The organism is Silvanigrella paludirubra (assembly GCF_009208775.1).
Classification (GTDB): domain Bacteria; phylum Bdellovibrionota_B; class Oligoflexia; order Silvanigrellales; family Silvanigrellaceae; genus Silvanigrella; species Silvanigrella paludirubra.
Genome location: NZ_WFLM01000003.1, coordinates 426,119 through 443,303, shown reverse-complemented (window position 1 = coordinate 443,303; position 17,185 = coordinate 426,119). Strand labels below are relative to the sequence as shown.

At 28.2% G+C, this 17,185-nt stretch carries 15 protein-coding genes; 5 read left to right on the top strand and 10 right to left on the bottom strand.

Annotated elements, in window-relative coordinates; genetic code table 11:
* Position 1: 1 nt before the first annotated feature.
* From GCL60_RS09520 to tilS, 6 genes are all read right to left on the bottom strand, one after another.
* A complete protein-coding gene (locus GCL60_RS09520) occupies positions 2-1,270 on the bottom strand; it encodes an MFS transporter (protein WP_153420424.1) in 1,269 nt (422 codons plus the stop codon).
* Between the two features lie 369 nt (positions 1,271-1,639).
* Positions 1,640-2,821: a MalY/PatB family protein gene (locus tag GCL60_RS09515; protein ID WP_153420423.1), complete on the bottom strand. Its 1,182-nt coding sequence runs from the start codon at positions 2,819-2,821 to the stop codon at positions 1,640-1,642.
* A 1-nt stretch (position 2,822) separates the two neighbouring features.
* Positions 2,823-3,779 carry an HAD family acid phosphatase gene (locus tag GCL60_RS09510; RefSeq protein ID WP_153420422.1) on the bottom strand — a complete coding sequence of 319 codons (957 nt, stop codon included), beginning with the start codon at positions 3,777-3,779 and terminating at the stop codon, positions 2,823-2,825.
* A gap of 21 nt (positions 3,780-3,800) precedes the next feature.
* Positions 3,801-4,667 (bottom strand): dihydropteroate synthase, encoded by an 867-nt coding sequence (gene folP, locus GCL60_RS09505; protein ID WP_161998155.1) that lies wholly within the window; start codon positions 4,665-4,667, stop codon positions 3,801-3,803.
* Positions 4,668-4,759: 92 nt separating this feature from the next.
* Positions 4,760-6,721 carry an ATP-dependent zinc metalloprotease FtsH gene (gene ftsH, locus GCL60_RS09500; RefSeq protein ID WP_153420420.1) on the bottom strand — a complete coding sequence of 654 codons (1,962 nt, stop codon included), beginning with the start codon at positions 6,719-6,721 and terminating at the stop codon, positions 4,760-4,762.
* A 144-nt stretch (positions 6,722-6,865) separates the two neighbouring features.
* Positions 6,866-7,909, bottom strand: a complete 1,044-nt coding sequence (gene tilS, locus GCL60_RS09495) for a tRNA lysidine(34) synthetase TilS (RefSeq protein WP_153420419.1) — start codon at positions 7,907-7,909, stop codon at positions 6,866-6,868.
* 223 nt (positions 7,910-8,132) lie between these two features.
* Between tilS and GCL60_RS09490 the strand changes: the two genes are divergently transcribed.
* Positions 8,133-9,332 (top strand): aminotransferase class I/II-fold pyridoxal phosphate-dependent enzyme, encoded by a 1,200-nt coding sequence (locus GCL60_RS09490; RefSeq protein ID WP_153420418.1) that lies wholly within the window; start codon positions 8,133-8,135, stop codon positions 9,330-9,332.
* Here the strand turns inward: GCL60_RS09490 and GCL60_RS09485 are convergent.
* On the bottom strand, positions 9,322-10,221 hold the full coding sequence (locus GCL60_RS09485) for a hypothetical protein (protein WP_153420417.1): 900 nt from the start codon (positions 10,219-10,221) through the stop codon (positions 9,322-9,324). The genes GCL60_RS09490 and GCL60_RS09485 overlap by 11 nt on opposite strands.
* Positions 10,222-10,468: 247 nt before the next feature.
* On the opposite strand from GCL60_RS09485, the gene GCL60_RS09480 reads away from it, so the two are divergent.
* Positions 10,469-10,864 (top strand): histidine biosynthesis protein HisIE, encoded by a 396-nt coding sequence (locus GCL60_RS09480; RefSeq protein ID WP_153420416.1) that lies wholly within the window; start codon positions 10,469-10,471, stop codon positions 10,862-10,864.
* A gap of 112 nt (positions 10,865-10,976) precedes the next feature.
* Here GCL60_RS09480 and GCL60_RS09475 read toward each other — a convergent pair whose 3' ends face one another.
* A complete protein-coding gene (locus GCL60_RS09475) occupies positions 10,977-11,192 on the bottom strand; it encodes a hypothetical protein (RefSeq protein WP_153420415.1) in 216 nt (71 codons plus the stop codon).
* A gap of 508 nt (positions 11,193-11,700) precedes the next feature.
* Here GCL60_RS09475 and GCL60_RS09470 point away from each other — a divergent pair.
* Both GCL60_RS09470 and GCL60_RS09465 read left to right on the top strand, forming a co-directional pair.
* On the top strand, positions 11,701-12,345 hold the full coding sequence (locus tag GCL60_RS09470) for a hypothetical protein (protein ID WP_153420414.1): 645 nt from the start codon (positions 11,701-11,703) through the stop codon (positions 12,343-12,345).
* A gap of 133 nt (positions 12,346-12,478) precedes the next feature.
* The gene (locus GCL60_RS09465; RefSeq protein WP_153420413.1) at positions 12,479-12,928 is read left to right on the top strand and encodes a hypothetical protein; all 450 of its coding nucleotides are present in this window, start codon (positions 12,479-12,481) and stop codon (positions 12,926-12,928) included.
* 3 nt (positions 12,929-12,931) lie between these two features.
* Here GCL60_RS09465 and GCL60_RS09460 read toward each other — a convergent pair whose 3' ends face one another.
* The gene (locus tag GCL60_RS09460; RefSeq protein ID WP_153420412.1) at positions 12,932-15,382 is read right to left on the bottom strand and encodes a hypothetical protein; all 2,451 of its coding nucleotides are present in this window, start codon (positions 15,380-15,382) and stop codon (positions 12,932-12,934) included.
* 372 nt (positions 15,383-15,754) lie between these two features.
* Entirely contained in the window at positions 15,755-16,201 is a 447-nt protein-coding gene (gene smpB / locus GCL60_RS09455) for an SsrA-binding protein SmpB (protein ID WP_272914822.1), read from the bottom strand.
* A 108-nt stretch (positions 16,202-16,309) separates the two neighbouring features.
* Here smpB and GCL60_RS09450 point away from each other — a divergent pair, with 108 nt between their 5' ends.
* Positions 16,310-17,173, top strand: coding sequence for a prepilin peptidase (locus tag GCL60_RS09450; protein ID WP_153420410.1), 864 nt, complete (start codon positions 16,310-16,312; stop codon positions 17,171-17,173).
* Positions 17,174-17,185 lie beyond the last annotated feature (12 nt).

The window sequence follows — 17,185 nt, the reverse complement described above, 5'->3', positions numbered from 1 at the left end:
TTTAGGAAATAACTTTTCTCTCTACAACTTCTTCTGATTTAACATTATTAGAATGAATAAAATATTTTATAGCAAAATAATAGATTACAAATAAAATAAAACTATAAAGACCAAATAAGATATTACTTTGATTACGATATATAATACCCATGAGCTCAGTACCTAATCCAAAGAAAATCATAGAAACCACGCTAAAAGCAGCCGCAACAGAACCTTTTGAGACATCAGAAGCAAATAAAACAAGCCTATAGATTGGAGAACTGATAAGACCTACACCTATCGCATATATAGAATAAGGAACAACAATGGATAAAAAATGTTCTGCAAAGAAAATAGGTGATATCATACTCAAAAATAAACCTACTCCTGAAATTAGGGTTCCTAATAGAATTATTTTTTCTAAAGTATATTTTTTTAACAACTTCTGTAAAATAACAACTCCAATAATAAAGCAGCTAAAAATTGGAATTTGATAAAGACCATATTCAAACTGGCTTAAAGAAGCTTTTCTTATTAGAACAATTGGTGAAGTGGCAATCCAAATGATTAAAGGCAATTCAATAATTGAAAATGCTAAAACACCTGCCATAAATTTTTTGTTTTTAATAATTAGCGAATAATTTTTGAAACTTTCTTTAAAGATATTTTCGTAAATTTTATCAGAATTTACTTCTTCTTTGTTTTTAATCAATTTAAATTTATTTTTTCCTGGAAAATAAAAATAAAGGCCTACTAATGAAATAATAGATAAAAATGCAATTATTAAGTTAATTCCTCTCCAATTATAATATTCTAGAAAAATACTTCCACTAAGCGGACCAATTAAAGGAGCTAAAATAGAAACTGTAGTCATAATAGAAATTATTTTTACAGCTTTTTTTTCTTCAAACATTTCTTGAATTGTAGCGTAACCAATTACACCAATATAACAAACACCCATGCCTTGGAAAAATCGTGTAAGCATAAATTGATTAATTGAGGTTACTAGGCCATTTGCTATAGTTGATAAAACAAATAAAGTTACACCAAATAGCATAATTTTTCTACGACCATATCTATCGGATAAAGGTCCTAAAAATATTTGTAAGCTAGCTCCACCTAAAATAAATGCTGTTAAAGAGCTAGGAATATAAACATCACTTGCAGAAAATTCTTTTACAATATGTATCATACCAGGCATAATCATATCATTAGCAATATAAACACTAAATTCATATATTAATAGAAATGCGACAAATATAAACGCATATTTTTTTTCAATTTTTGACATAACTCACTCAATTATTAATTTTAAATTAAAATTTTATTAAATAAACAAAATTTTATAATATTATATTATTAAATTTATAAATAGATTAGTGAGCTAGAAAAGTTTAAAAGCTATTTGATTATATAACCTCTGTGAGAGGTATATGGATTTCATGACTGGCACCTAAATGATAATTTATCGAATATTATTAATTTTTATAATTAAATAATAAAAATTACAGAATCATTACATAGCATAATATAGACAAAATTGCAAGATATAAAAATTAATATATTTTTTATATCAATAATTTCAATATGTTAAATTTTAGTTTTGTATTATTTATATTTTAAAAGAATACAAATAAAAAAAGCTCTTATTTTATATAAATTAAATTGAATTTAATGCACATTTTAATTTATGAAGAGCTGTTTCTAATTGACTTTTAGGGCATGCAAAATTAATTCTCATAAAATTTTCACCCCCAGTACCAAATCTAGACCCGGGATCCAATGCAACATGAGCCTTTTCATAAATGAATTTTTTTAATTCAGAATCGTTTAATTTTATTTTTTTAAATGACAACCAGCCCAAATAAGTTGCTTCAGGAGAACTATAATCAATATATTCATGATTTTCAATAGACCATTTTTTTAAAATAGATTGATTATTTTCTAAATATAGCATTAAATTTTGATACCAGTTATTCCCAAATTTATAGGCAGCATCAAATGCTAAAACAGAAAAAACAGATGGTAAAAATAAATGAAATTTATCAATAGAACTATTTAATTTATTTCTTAATATTTTATTTTCAATTATAATAGCTGAACTTGAAATTCCAGGAATATTAAAAGTTTTAGAGGGAGAAATACAAGTAATTGTATTTTGAGAAACTTCATTGCTAATAGAAGAAATATTAATATGCTTATTTGGTTTATAAACAAGGTCACTATGAATTTCATCAGAAACTATTATAATATTATATTTTAAACAAATTTCAGAAATTTTAATGAGCTCATTTTTAGTCCAAACACGACCTACTGGATTATGAGGACTACATAAAATAAACATTTTTGCATTTTTATTTTTACAAAGGTCTTCAAAATCATCAAAATTTATCTCATAATTTCCGTTTGCATTTAACTTTAAGCGATTCACTAATAAATTTCTTTTATTGTTTCTAATAACTTCCATAAATGGTGGATAAATTGGAGTCTGAATAATAATACCTTCATTTTCTGTTGTGAGAGAATGAATGCATAAACTTAACGAGGTAACAATACTAGGGCTATATAAACACCATGAGGGAGATATTTTCCACTGATGTTGATTAAATATCCATTCAGATAATGTAACAAAATGGGAACCGTCATAAATAGCATATCCAAAAGAAGGATGTGCCGCTCTTTCTTGAATAACTTCTAAAATTTCAGGTGCACATTGAAAATCCATATCGGCAACATGCATAGGTAAAACATCAGGATAACCTAAAAACTTTTTTCTTCCATCCCATTTATAACAGCTGGAGCCAATTCTATTAAATTCTTTATCAAAATTATATTTAGACATATTATTCTATTTCATCAAAATGAGAAATTCTATAAATAGGAATTTCTAAAGAAGGAGTAGGTCTTCCTGAATGCTGTGTATCCACTATGACATTTATTGCATCTTTAGCTTCAAGTGCCATATATGCTAAATTTAAATATTCATTTTCAAAATTACCACATATTTCATTATTCTGAGATAAATTATGAATTTGTTCAGATTTAAATAGCTGATCATCTTCAAATGGATTCATTTTTAAAATTAAATTTTTCTCTTTAAATGGAAAATTAAATTTTTTTAATTGTTCAATTGTGCCATTTCGCATTGAGTGCCAATATCTTCCCGTTAAATAAAATATTTCAATATTATTTTTTTCTATCGTTTTTACAAAATTTAAAGAATTTTTAATTGTATCATCATAATGAACTAATGATACTCCATCAAAAAATTTTTTCTTCCAGACTCTTTCAATAGAACTAAATACACTCATTATTTGCTGGTTTCGTAAATCAAAGCCAGAATTTTCAAATAAATGTGAAAGGCTATAACCAACATGATCATAATTAATTTTAGATATTTTTTGGATTAAACTCTTATCAAAATTTAAAGAAGCATCTGAATTTAACCATTCTTTAATTATACCTATTGTTCTATAGCCAACATCAAATAACGTTCCATCAAGATCAAATACACAAATCGGATTTTTTTTAGCCTTTTTAGCTTTTTTAAGAATTAAATTTAATATTTCTTTCGAATTACTTTCTCTAATATCCCAAGTTTTAGGTTCTGATCGATAAATTCTGCTTCTGGGATGAGGGTGAGGAAAGCCCAAAGTAATTTGTTCACTAAAAAATTTATCAATTGCTTCTTTTATAGAGTCACAGGCTCTTTCTAAAACGGGGTGATGCATTGCATCTGTTTCTTTTTTAATTGTTTCTATTTGTAATTGAATAGTATGCCAAAGCTGATTTGCATCCATTTTATTTTCCTAATATTAAATTCATCTCGTATTTAATTCTATTTCAGAAGGCATAACATGGGATCGTATTATTTTTGCGCCATATGAAATACAATTAAATTCGTATTGTTTAGTAACTTTATCTCTAGTATGGGGTTCTATTAATTCCGGATAAAGTTGACCTAGAAACCATTTTCTTGATAAACCTATTAAAATAGGCCTTTTTAAACTAGATAATTTATTTATAAATTCAGCTGAAATTAATTCTAAATTATTTTCAACAGTTTTACCAAAGCCAATTCCGGGATCTAAAACAATATATTTGACTCCTAGGTTTTCTGCAAATTGTAATCTATCTTTTAAAAATAATATAACATCATTACCACAATTTTCATATGATGGTTTTAATTGCATATTTTCTGGTGTTCCCTGCATATGCATTATAATATAACCAAGTTGGTATTCTGAAGCAATATGAGCATTATTTACAAACATAAATTCATTTTTAATTTTAATATTTTCTTCTATACGAGCTGAAAACTGATCATTTATAATATCAATTAAATTTTCTTTCGCTAATAAATCCGTTACGTATGGAGAAGAAGAATCTATACTAATTAAAATATTCTGAGGAATTTTATTTTTTAAAAATTTTATAATTTCATATACTCTTTCAAATTCAGAATGAGAATTTAATTTTTCTGAATATGGCTTTGTTGAAACACCACCAATATCTAATATTAGTGCTCCACTATTTATAAGCTCTAAAGCTCTTTTTAATGCTAAATATTTCGAATTAAATTTACCACCATCACTAAAACTATCTGGAGTAATATTTAAAATACCCATCCAAATTGTTTTATTTTCGTTACAAAGATTCTCAAATTTTTTTGCACCAGATATATTCATTTTAGGTTTAACCATTAATTTAATGAATTAAAAAAACTCAGCTTCTTATTAATGAGAAGCTGAGTTGTTAGCTCAATACTATTTTATGATAATCAAGCTGGAGTTGGAGTTGTATTTAAAGAATTGATCGCGTTAGATTGTGCTTCTTGTTTATTAGCATTATCGCCGCCTTCGCTTCCACTTAATGTCTTTTTAGCTTGAATTTCTTTAATTTGCTCGGAAGTTGCACCGTTGTTTACAACAGCAAGAAACTCTTCGCTATCTAAAGTTTCAACATCTAAAAGGATATTAGATACTCTTTCAAAAACATCCATATGATCAACTAATACTTGTTTAGCAAGCTCATATTGAGTATTAATTATTTTTGAAACTTCCATATCAATTTCATGAGCAAGAGTTTCTGAGTAATTTCTACTCTCTCCCCAATCACGTCCTAAAAATGGATTTTCATTTTTTTGTCCAAAATTTATAGGCCCAAGACGGCTCATACCAAATTGGCAAACCATACGACGCGCAAGTTCAGTTGCTTGTTGGATATCGTTTGATGCTCCAGTCGTAAATTGAGAAAATTTAATTTCTTCTGCTGCTCGTCCACCCATAGCAAATGCAATTTTCGTAAGTAAATCTTCTTTGGAATAGCCATACACATCTTCTTTAGGAAGGTATGCAGTTACTCCAAGTGCCTGACCTCTTGGTATTACAGTAATTTTGTGCACATTTTCACGTGACTTTAAAAAGTGAGAAACTAAAGCATGACCAGCTTCATGATAAGCCGTTACCTTAATAGTTTCTTTAGGAAGAACAGCGCTTCTTCTTTCAGGACCCATTAAAATTTTATCTTTAGCAGATTCAAAGTCTTTTTCAGTAACACGTTTCATGCCATTACGGGCAGCCATTAAAGCGGCTTCATTACAAAGATTCTCAAGATCAGCACCAGAAAAACCTGGAGTACCAAGAGCAATTCTTTCCACATTAATATCTTCTGTGTGTCTGATTTTCTTCATGTGAACGGCTAAAATTTCTTTACGTCCACGAACATCAGGAAGACCAACCATTACACGTCTATCAAAACGTCCTGGTCTTAATAAAGCTGGATCCAATACATCTGGACGATTTGTTGCAGCAATAACTATAACAGCGTCATTTGCCTCAAATCCATCCATTTCAACTAGCAACTGATTTAGTGTTTGTTCACGTTCATCATGTCCACCACCAACACCAGCTCCACGATGACGACCTACGGCATCAATTTCATCAATAAAGATAATGCAAGGAGAATTCTTTTTTGCGTTTTCAAATAAATCACGCACACGAGAAGCACCTACACCAACAAACATTTCGACAAAGTCAGAACCTGAAATTGTGAAAAAGGGAACACCCGCTTCTCCAGCGATTGCTCTTGCAAGAAGGGTTTTTCCTGTTCCAGGAGCACCCATCATAAGAACACCTTTAGGAATACGAGCACCAATCTCTTGAAACTTTTTATGATCTTTTAAAAATGCAACAATTTCAGTGCATTCTTGTTTAACTTCCTCAATTCCAGCGACATCTTTAAATGTTACTTTATTAGCGCCATCAGATTGAAGTTTCGCTCTGCTTTTCCCAAATGACATTGCTTTTCCGCCAGCACCTTGCATATTGCGCAAGAATAAAAGCATGAAGACAACAATAATAATTAAAGGGAGCCACATGGAAATGAAATTCATCCATGCACTACCTTCATCAGGTTTTTCGTAATTAATTGGAATCTTTTTAGATTCAAGATCTTTACGAAGTTGTGCACGCACACCATCATCTGCTGGGCCATAAGTTGTAACAGATGTATTGTCTTTGAGTTTTGCAGTTATTTCATCACCACGAAGGTTATCAGAACGAATACTGACATTTACAATACTTTGTGGATCACCTGCTTGCTTTTCTACATAACTTTGAAATTGTGGATAAGTCTTTTGAACATCTTCATGAGGCTTATACAAAAATTTAAAGAAAAGTACAAATAAAACTATAATAGCTGCCCACACCAAGGCAGCTTTCACCCAGGATTCTTTACCCATTCGAGCTCCTTAACTTTCACTTTTTTCAGCCCCGACGAGTCTGGTTGGAGGCTCATAAGTATCTTATGCTACTAAACAGGCGAACACTACACCCTAATATACAATTTGCAACGTTACTTCGGTAAGTCAAGACGCCTTCATAATTCATTTAATCGTTTTTTTCTGATAAACATCTATCTCTATGTTATTATTACCTTTAACTAAGTGAACAATCCAGCCTTGCGCCAACATTATTTCTTTTTGAGAAAAATTACTTTTTTTCATAAGCTCCATTTCGTGCAAAATATTTTGAATCACATTTTTTGTTAATATTTTAAATATTTCTTTATTTTTTAAGAGAAGCAAATCATAAACTTCAGAATATGACATTTTATCTGTAAGAATAGAGTTTCCACTTTTTGATAAATCTATTTTATTAGGAAAATTTTGCAAATATTCAGACACATGATTTGACATTGTACAAAATGACTTTTCATAAGAATCTTTTATTCTTTTAAAATGAGGTAATATTTGATTTCTTATATAATTTCTATCATAGTCATCAGTTAAATTAGAACTATCTTGTCTATATTTTATATTCTCTTGATTTCCATATTTAACAATTTTTTCATACTCCATATTGAAAAAAGGTCTGTAAAATATTTTTTGATTATCAAATTCTTGAATACCTAATAATCCGTTTAAAGAACAGCCTCTTATCAAATGCATTAAAACGGTTTCAACATGATCTCTAGCATGATGAGCAGTAACAATAAAATATTTTTTACAATTTAGATCTTTTCTTAATTGTAAACATAATTCTGTTGCACATTTTTTTCTCCAATTTCTTGCGAAATCTTGAAAATTTTCTTTTTCGTTAAATTTATTAACGTAAAGTTCTTGATAAATTGGAATTCCTAAATTCAAGCAATTTTTTATAACAAAAGCAGCATCTTCATCAGATTCAACACCTCGTTTTTTATGATTAAAATGTTGTGCTATAAAAATAAACTGATTTTTAGGTTTAAATAATTTAAAATTAAGAATTTTTGCAAAAGCATTTAAAAGACACATACTATCTAATCCACCAGAAATTTGAAGATTAAATAAAATTTTTCCTTCCTCATTATAATTGTTTTTATCAATTAAAATAAGCTTTTCCATAAGTTCATATTCAAATTTATTGAGAGAACTGTTTTTAAATTCCATTTTCTCCTCAAATAAATATACTTAAGTAAAAAAACTTCTGAATGATTGTTTTTTTAAAACAGTAGATTTAAATTAACCAACGGCTCCTAAAAGATTTTTTCTCACATTAAATGGATGCTTTATTTTTAAAGCTATCCCCATGTGTTAAAATAATAAAACACATAAACATGATGATTTATATATGTATTAATACAAATCATCAAATATTTTTAAAGGTATCATAATGCAAAACTCTAATAGAATTGCAAAAAGATGGGATTCAACTGGTAAAAGTATTTTTTCAGAAATGACATCTCTTGCTAACCTTCATAATGCAGTAAACTTAGGGCAGGGCTTTCCCGATTTTTATGGTCCCACTAAAATATTAGATGCTATTTCACAAGAAGTATTATCCTGCCACAATCAATATGCACCTTCTCACGGAGAAGCTCCTCTTCGCAATGAAATTTCTTATTACGTAGAATCAACAACAGGCGTTATTTATGATCCTGACACAGAAATTACAGTAACATCAGGCGCATCTGAAGCACTCTACTGCGCTATTAATGCATTTATTAATCCTGGAGATCGTGTTCTTGTTTTCGAACCTGCTTTCGATCTTTATTATCAAGCTATTGCTAATGCCGGTGGCGTTGCTGTTCCTATCAGACTTCATGCTCCTGATACTCCAATAGGAATACGTGGGGGAGGATGGACAATTGATTGGTCTGAATTTGATGCTGCATGTGCAGGGGGTTTTAGTCTTGCTATCTTTAATTCTCCCCACAATCCAACTGGAAAAGTTTTTACAGAAGAAGAAATAGACAGAATTGCATCAAAAATACTTAAAAAGAATGCTATTATTCTTAGTGACGAAGTCTATGAAAATTTAGTTTATAGCCCCGCTCGTCATGTTTCATTATGCAGTCTCCCAAAAATTCAACACCTAGTTGTAAGAATTAGTTCTGCAGCAAAAACATTTGGTTTTACAGGTCTAAAAACGGGCTGGGTATGTGCACCACAATACTTAACAGATGGTATTCGACTTGTTCATCAAGCGACTGTTTTTTGCACAAGCCCATTTATTCAGTTAGGTTTAGCAAAAGCAATGTCAGATAAAGTTTGGCTACAAAGTTACCTTAAAGAACAAAATGAACTTTATTTAACTAAAAAAAATTACTTAAAATCAATTCTAGAAAGAGCAGGTTATTCAGTTAGCAATTCGGAAGGAACTTTCTTTTTAACTGCTAATTTTGAAAATTTAGCAGGCGATATTTCAGATATTTTATATGCTAAACAACTAACAGAAATGCATAAAATAGCTACCATACCAATTTCATCATTCTACAAACAACCCCCAAAAAGTTTACCATGGATTCGTTTTGCTTTTTGCAAAAAAGAAGAAACGTTAAAATCTGTCGCGGAACTTCTTCTCAATTCGTAATTTTTATTCCGGTCCACAAGAAAAAACTTTCTTTTGCTTGTGTTGTTAGCATCAATTTTCCATTAAGACATTTAACTCCTTTTGTTTTAGCAAATTTTATTGCCTGAGTATTTTCGTAAACTAAATCAAAGTAACAGCAGAGCTTAGGCTTTATTTTTTTAATTAACTTAATAGCATAAGGATTTTCATTACAATAACTTTCATTAGAAGCCTTCTCTAAAACTCCTAATGGTAAAGTGTTTATAATAATTTTTTTATGGTTCGTCTCATTAGAAACTGAAATGGTCTTTTCAATATTGTCATCATTCAGGTTTTCTAATGAAATTTTGTTTTCATTTTTAAAATATTCATAGTGACTTAGAGTTTTTTCAGGGCTTCTTGTTAAACAAAATATCTTTTTGCAATGATTATTGACCAATCCGCAATAAATAACAGCTGCAGCTGCTCCACCTCCACCTAAAACAATCATTTCAAAAGATTCATTGGGTTTAATTAGCTTTAAAATTGATGCTTCTATTCCTTTAACATCTGTATTATCTAAGCACCATTGACCTAAGTTATTTTTATAAATTGTATTTGCAGCCTTAATTTTTTTTACAATCTCAGATTTTTTTAAATCTTCTAATTCTAAAACAGTAGATTTGAAAGGAAGGGTTATATTTGCTCCATTAAAACCTTCAATACGTACCAAGTTTTTTAAAATGTCTAAAAAATCATTTTCTTTTTTTATTTGCATTGGTAAATAAACACAATTTAGCTTGTTACTTCGCATCCAAGATGTATGTAATTTTGGTGACAACGAATGAGCAATATTTGACCCAAATAAAAAACTAAATTTTGTTTTTCCATCTGGCATGAACGAATCTACCTTAATAATGCTTTTTTTCATATAAAACCCTAATTATATTTGTTTTTTACTATACTAGTTCATTGTATTTTCTTATTGCTTTTGCCAAAATTATGTTAGAAAGGCAATGAGACCAATAAAATAAACTCAAGGTATTTTTACAGATGTCGATAGGAAAGGGAAGCGCAAGCAACATGCGTCGTGAGACGCCTTTTTGCGTAACTTCGCGTCGAGAGGACGCTATGTGGCATGTATTTACATCATCAGTGATGATGGGAGAGGAAATAATATGGTGGTACGTAGAAGAAAGAAAGCCGGTGCTTCTAAAGCTAAAAAGCTTACTACCGGTAAAAAACGTAGAAAATCTACTAAAGCTAAAGTAACAAAAAGAAAAAAAGTTGCTAAAAAAGCTACAGGTAGAAAAACAAAAGCTAAACGCACAACAAAAAAAGCTGTTGGTTCTAAAAAAAGAAAAACAGGAGGGCGTAAAGCTGTAGGTAAACGTAAAACTGCGCGTAAAACTACTCGCAAAACTACAGCTAAAAAACGTAAATCAAAACTCTCTTTAATTTCTAAACCAAAAACTCGTAAAAAACGTGCAAAGAGAGCTACTAAGAGAAAAGTAACAGCAAGAAAAGTTGTTGCTAAAAAAACTACAGATAAGCATCTCAAAAAAGCAGGATAACCTAAAAGTTTATCCTGCACCTCAAGAAACAGATTTATGATCTGTCCTGCCTTTGGAGCTTGATAATCTAAATATCAAGCTCCTTCATTTTTTTTAAATTTAATTTTTTGAATTAGGTTTCTGCTTGATTTCTCTCATTACGACTTTTTAGATCATCGGTAAGTCTATTTAAAATTTCAGAAGAGATAGCTACTATATCTTTATCTGCAAGGCCATAAGCCCTAAGATCCTTAAAAATATTTTCAGCAATTACTTTAGTCATGTTCGCAGATGAATTGTAATTAGGTGATTGACTAATATTTTTAATGGTATTTAAAAGTGTGTGCATCTATGTCACTCCAAAAATTATTTAAACGTATTTTTTTTATCTTTTTCTAAAATTTTTTCAAAAGATAAAAAGAACAACATCATAAACTAAGCAATATTTATGCCAACCAGAGATAATAATGATATCTCATTCAAATTGAACCAATTGGCTATCAATTATCGGAAAAACTGTGTCATTTATGAATCATTTCTTATAAAATATGTATCATATGGGACACTTTAATTATGATTAATTTTTAAGCATAATTAATTCTAGAAAAAAAATTATATCTTTTTTTTCTACGAACGCTATATGAGTTTGTTTGACATCAGCTGAATCATAGTTGTTAGGCAAAATTGTTGATATACAACTTAAATTCGTGGAGTCTTAATACATAAATATTTATGAAGCCAAAAAATTGTCTTGACCATTGCGAACTAAAGTCGCATGTATTTGTTGCTGAAAGTTTTTTGAGCTTGTTGTTTGCTGTATTGTTATTAATAAGAAGAAAAGCCATCAAGGAGAAGCTATGGATATGCACGAACTGATTAGGCAAATGGAACGAGCTGAAAGAGTATGGCCAGACGAGAGACCTTGGGCAATACAAGTCCTTGCAAGCTATTTACACGTTCAACCTCCAGAGTTGTTAAGTTTATTTCGTCAAATTAACCCTACTTTGGAAACGGAACGTGACCAAGTTCTTCCAGAGGATTTACGCCTCTTAAAAGCCTATTGTGAACGTATTATTGAGAGAAACTCCCAGGAAAGCCTGGAAGATAAGAGAAGGGAACAAGTACGCGCCCGTAAAACAATTCAAACTCTCTCACCTAAAATTGCAGAAATGATTGCAGCCCGTGATCATGTACGTGCTTTAAATTCTTACATCTATCTCTTAGGTGAAAGCGGAGAATACGCTTTACCAGAAGAAAAAGCGCAATGGTATGAAGAAATGGGACGTCTTTGCTTAAAAGTAAAAAGGCACCCCAATGAAGCTGCCCGTTATTTCCGATCTGCTGTAAACGCTCTAAGTTTATTAGAAGATGCTGATGGCATTCAAGATCTTCTTGAAACTTATGATGAAGAATTTCAGGGAGACGAAGCTCGTCGCTCATGGGATTCTGTCATGCTAACTGGAAAAGAATCTCTCTCAAAATTAACTTGCAGTGTAAGTTAAAAACAAAAAATCTTTTTAAGCCACCAATAATTTGCAATTACATTGGTGGTTTTTTATTCATATAATTTAAAATAAATTTATTTAATGATATTCTTTTTAAGGGTCTTTAATTTTATAACGAAAGGCAAAAAATATGAAAAGAATTTTATCCATTGCAACATTATGTTTAGCAACTCCGTTTATTTTAGCAGGATGCTCCTCTTCTTCTAAAACATATGTACTACCAAATGAAGACGATTACCAAGGCTACGACATTATTGACGGCGTAGATAAAGATACTGTTTCTGTCAAGGTAGACAAAGATGATAAAATAGCAGTTGTTATAAGAGACATTAGTACAACTTCATATAATTATTTAGAACCACGCTATATGAATTCCATGGTTAAATTTGATGGCAAGGGAAGTTGCTGCAAACCTACAAGCATAACAATGGGAGCTTCAGGTAATTTAGTTTATAAGTTTTCCTTTATTGGCAAAGGAAATACAGTCATTAAAATCATTGCAAGACATAAAGGAAAACTAATTACTGCAAATAGTTTTGATGATGATAAAGAATTTTCAATCAACGTAAATATAGATTAAAAATTAAGCTAAATTATTATCCTCAGAATAATTTTCAATAAATAAGTAAATAAATTCTCTTAAATGCTCAGGCTTTTTTAATTTTTTTGAATTTACAAATTTTTTTACACTTTCCAAAGACTCTTTATAAAATTTCTCTTTTAAATCTCTTTTTACCACTTGTTGTTTATATTCAAGAGCAAATATAATTTTATAACAAATTTCAATAAAATGCTTGGAAGATGTTTTTTGTTCGATTGATAATTTAATAAGTTCATTCCCAATTGTTGATTTATGGTATTTAGAAATAAATTTATATTCCATAAGATCAATATTTAATTTGGTTTCAGGATCTTCTTTTTTATAATTGTCATTGTATTCATTTATAAATTTCTTTAATTCACAAGTTAATAACAAAGAATTAATCTTGTAAAATAGCATATAAATACACTCATTAAAATCAGATACTTCAATATTTTTTTTATTTTTAAAATAATTTTTTCTAGTTTCAATTTTTAATTCTGATATATTTAAATCTTTTAGATTTATTTTATTTCTTATATAGTTAATAATTTTTTCACAATAATTTAAAGTATATTGATAATTTTTTAAGTTTATATTATCATTCAAAGTATTATATGCTAATTTATAAGATGTTCTTGAAAAACTTTCTGTATTTAATAATAAATATTCATTTTTATAACTAATATCGTTAGAAATTTTATTTATTCTATTCAATATTAAATTAATTTCTTCAAAAATATTTGGATTTTTTTGAGATTTAAGAAAAGATTCTGATTTTTGAGAAATTGGAACATTTAATAATTCAGAATTTTTTATCGGAATTTTACTATGATTATTTTTTATATTAGAAATTGTTTTTTGTATATCAAATTGAACTAAACCTTTTGATTTATTATGTTTTTCATTATTTTCTCGACCATTATCTTTATTTTTAATTTTAGCAATTTCTGAACTATCAAAATTAAAAGTTCTTATAATATCATTTGTTAAATTCATAACTGGAAATTGTAATTGTTTTGGCAAAAAACCAATAAAATTATTAATCATTTCATTACAAAATTGAAAGGCAGATGAATTTGAAGCCAATGTTTTCATATTAAATAGCAATTGATTACTTGCCTTTTCTATTTCTGACTTACTCAAGTTTTCCAAAGGTCCTATGTAAGGTATAGATGCCTGATGAACTTCTTTTTCGTTAAATTTTAAATTTTTTAATAAAACATCTATTTTATATTTAAAATCCTGTTGGTCATATAATGGTTTAGTAAATTTATATAAATAATCAGGAAAAACTGATAGAATCTCAAAAAAACAAACTTCTAAATTTTTATAATCCTTACCTTGAATACAAACTTTCTCACTCATAAATTTATAAATGAAATCATCTCTTTTATCTGAAATAAAGTTATAGGAGCCATCTTTAATATTGGCCTTAAAAAAACCATGATTCACTTGAATATTTAGATCTTCATCTAAAATTAAAATTGGAAAATTATTGTTAAAAAATCCAAAAAAAGAATCTTTGCTTACTTTACATATTTTTGTTTTTAATTCTGTTATTTTATAATTTACTGATTTTATATTTTCATTAAGATTATTTGAATTACATTTTTCAATCTTAACTTTATTAAAAAATTTATTTTCAAGTTTATTGCATAGTATTTTTTCAGCTTGAGATAATTTGGCAAAACCTAAATTTCCTCTGTAATTATATAAATCCCTACAAAGTTCATTATTCAAAATAAAATAAATACATTCTTCATGATAATTTATAAAATATGATAATTCTCTATCATTTTTAAAGCAATAATCTTTAGAGGTTTGAATGTCTGATTTTTGAATAAAGCTTGCAAATTTTTTAAGAGCTTTATCAATGCCCCTTAATTTTTTATATTCAACAAATGCTTCTTCTATTGCTTCATGTATTTTAGATATTTTTTCAATTCTATTACTTTCAATAACTATATATTCGTAAACTTTTAAATCCAATTTATAAATTAATTCTTTAATATATTCATGTTGATAAAAAATTATATTAAACTCTTTAATCATAAACTTAATATATTCAATATTAATATAAATAAATAAAATTCTACTTTTAAAACTTAATAATGATAGTTTAGAAATTTTATTATCAAGAATACATTTTGAATTACTTTTTTTATCAAAAATAATTTGGACTGGTTTATCTTTATATTCTTCTATAAATCTACTATAGCCTGAAATAATATTTTCTTGATCAGGCTTATTTTCAGTTAAATATTTGTAAAATATATCTAAAACATTATTTATTTTATAATCAATAATTTCTATAAAATCATTATTTTCTGATTTATTTTCAAAATTAATATTTTTAATTATACTAGAAACGTCATAATTAAAATTAGATACATATTCAAATATTTTAGGGATTTCATTTTTCAATAACTTAAATGGAAACTTTATAGCCATAAAAAAACTCTTTTACTTATTTAAAAATTTAAGTCATAAATTCAAAATATTTTAATAGATTGAATCCCTTTAATTATTTAGAATAAATTATATTAAAAATGAATTATGATAATTTTTAATACCACTCAATTCACAAAATAAAAATTAATATATTTAATATAAAATGCAAATATTTTTGAAAATTTTAAATTAATTATATTTAGATAAATTATTTTATTTATTTTTCTTAAGAATTTTTATTTATAGAAATAATATTTATAAAACTTAATAATTTTTCTAGTTAATTTATTGTACAAAAATATTTTTTAATTTTTTTGTAAGATTATTTTTTAATTCGTCATAATTGAGAAAGGATAGATTTTATTCTTGAATTTATCGGCGCATAGCTCTTTGAGCTTCTTTTTTAGCGTCTTTTTCTTTTTCGGAATCTCTTTTATCGTGATTGGCTTTCCCTTTTGCTAATCCAAGTTCTACTTTTACACGATTATTGTCATCAAAATAAAGCTCTAGTGGAATCAGGGTATATCCTTTTTGCCTTGTAGAGGCATCTAACTTTTCAATTTCTTTACGATTCAGTAGCAATCTTCTATCTCTTCGCTCGGCGTGATTGAGATAACTAGCATTTTTAAGAGTTGGTATATAAGCATTTACTAACCATGCTTGACCATCACGAACCATAGCGTAGCCCTCAACAACACTTCCATGCCCTTCGCGCAAAACCTTTACTTCGCTACCCTTTAAACTGAGACCGGCTTCAATCTTTTCTTCAATATAATAATCGTGCCAGGCTTTTCTATTCTTTGAGATTGATTTCATAATATTCTCGTGTTCAATTCTATTGTTCCACCTTTTGTATTAATATAAAAGGCAAAAACTATTGGAATAGAATAGTTGATTGAATTTTCTTATTTTGTCAAGGAAAAATAAATGCCTGTAGAATTAAGTACACTAAATATCATTTTTGGAGTGTTTGTTTTTTTGTTTGGCGTTTCGATGGGAAGCTTTTTAAACGTAGTTGCCTATAGAATACCAATAGGTATGTCTATTATTTATCCAAGAAGTTCATGCACAAGCTGTAAAAAAACGATTTCAAATACTGCTTTAATTCCTGTTTTAGGATTCTTTTTTACAAATGGTAAATGCTCAAACTGTGATGCTAAAATTTCAATTCAATACCCTATTATTGAACTACTAACAGGAATTTTAACTGTTATTATATTTTTTAAATTTTTAACTCCACAAATAGTTTTAGAATCCTTGCCTGGGTTTTTAAGTATACAATCATATCACTATGGCAAATTTCATTTTACAAATTATGTACCATTTTTTGTCTCATTATGGATAATTTATACAGGAATCCCATTATCTTTAATTGACCTTAAACACAGAATTCTTCCCGATAAAATTGTTCTTCCTGGAATAATTATTGGATTTTTAATTAGCTGTTTAAACCCTGAAATGGGCTGGTCTGGAAGCATTATTGGTATAATAACAGGAGCTGGGGGCTTATTTATTATTTCTAAACTTTATGAACTAATTAGACATCGCAATGGTATGGGAATGGGTGATGTAAAATATCTAGGATTTATAGGCGCTGTTCTTGGATGGAAAGGAGTTATTTTTACTCTTTTTTATGCAAGTATTTTGGGCGCAATTATAGGTATTTTTTGGGGTATTTATTCAAAAAAAGGAATTTCAGCAGCCATCCCATTTGGACCTTTTTTAGCTTTCGGAGCCTTTGCTGTTAGTACTTATGGAAATGAACTTTTATTTTTAATATTTAAAAGTTAAAAGAAATGAAAA

What these genes read in the sequence shown, in the direction of transcription:
- GCL60_RS09520 (WP_153420424.1), bottom strand. Translation starts at nt 1,270, where the DNA reads ATGTCAAAAATTGAAAAAAAATATGCGTTTATATTTGTCGCATTTCTA.
- GCL60_RS09515 (WP_153420423.1), bottom strand. Translation starts at nt 2,821, where the DNA reads ATGTCTAAATATAATTTTGATAAAGAATTTAATAGAATTGGCTCCAGC.
- GCL60_RS09510 (WP_153420422.1), bottom strand. Translation starts at nt 3,779, where the DNA reads ATGGATGCAAATCAGCTTTGGCATACTATTCAATTACAAATAGAAACA.
- folP (WP_161998155.1), bottom strand. Translation starts at nt 4,667, where the DNA reads ATGAATATATCTGGTGCAAAAAAATTTGAGAATCTTTGTAACGAAAAT.
- ftsH (WP_153420420.1), bottom strand. Translation starts at nt 6,721, where the DNA reads ATGGGTAAAGAATCCTGGGTGAAAGCTGCCTTGGTGTGGGCAGCTATT.
- tilS (WP_153420419.1), bottom strand. Translation starts at nt 7,909, where the DNA reads ATGGAATTTAAAAACAGTTCTCTCAATAAATTTGAATATGAACTTATG.
- GCL60_RS09490 (WP_153420418.1), top strand. Translation starts at nt 8,133, where the DNA reads ATGCAAAACTCTAATAGAATTGCAAAAAGATGGGATTCAACTGGTAAA.
- GCL60_RS09485 (WP_153420417.1), bottom strand. Translation starts at nt 10,221, where the DNA reads ATGAAAAAAAGCATTATTAAGGTAGATTCGTTCATGCCAGATGGAAAA.
- GCL60_RS09480 (WP_153420416.1), top strand. Translation starts at nt 10,469, where the DNA reads ATGGTGGTACGTAGAAGAAAGAAAGCCGGTGCTTCTAAAGCTAAAAAG.
- GCL60_RS09475 (WP_153420415.1), bottom strand. Translation starts at nt 11,192, where the DNA reads ATGCACACACTTTTAAATACCATTAAAAATATTAGTCAATCACCTAAT.
- GCL60_RS09470 (WP_153420414.1), top strand. Translation starts at nt 11,701, where the DNA reads ATGGATATGCACGAACTGATTAGGCAAATGGAACGAGCTGAAAGAGTA.
- GCL60_RS09465 (WP_153420413.1), top strand. Translation starts at nt 12,479, where the DNA reads ATGAAAAGAATTTTATCCATTGCAACATTATGTTTAGCAACTCCGTTT.
- GCL60_RS09460 (WP_153420412.1), bottom strand. Translation starts at nt 15,382, where the DNA reads ATGGCTATAAAGTTTCCATTTAAGTTATTGAAAAATGAAATCCCTAAA.
- GCL60_RS09450 (WP_153420410.1), top strand. Translation starts at nt 16,310, where the DNA reads ATGCCTGTAGAATTAAGTACACTAAATATCATTTTTGGAGTGTTTGTT.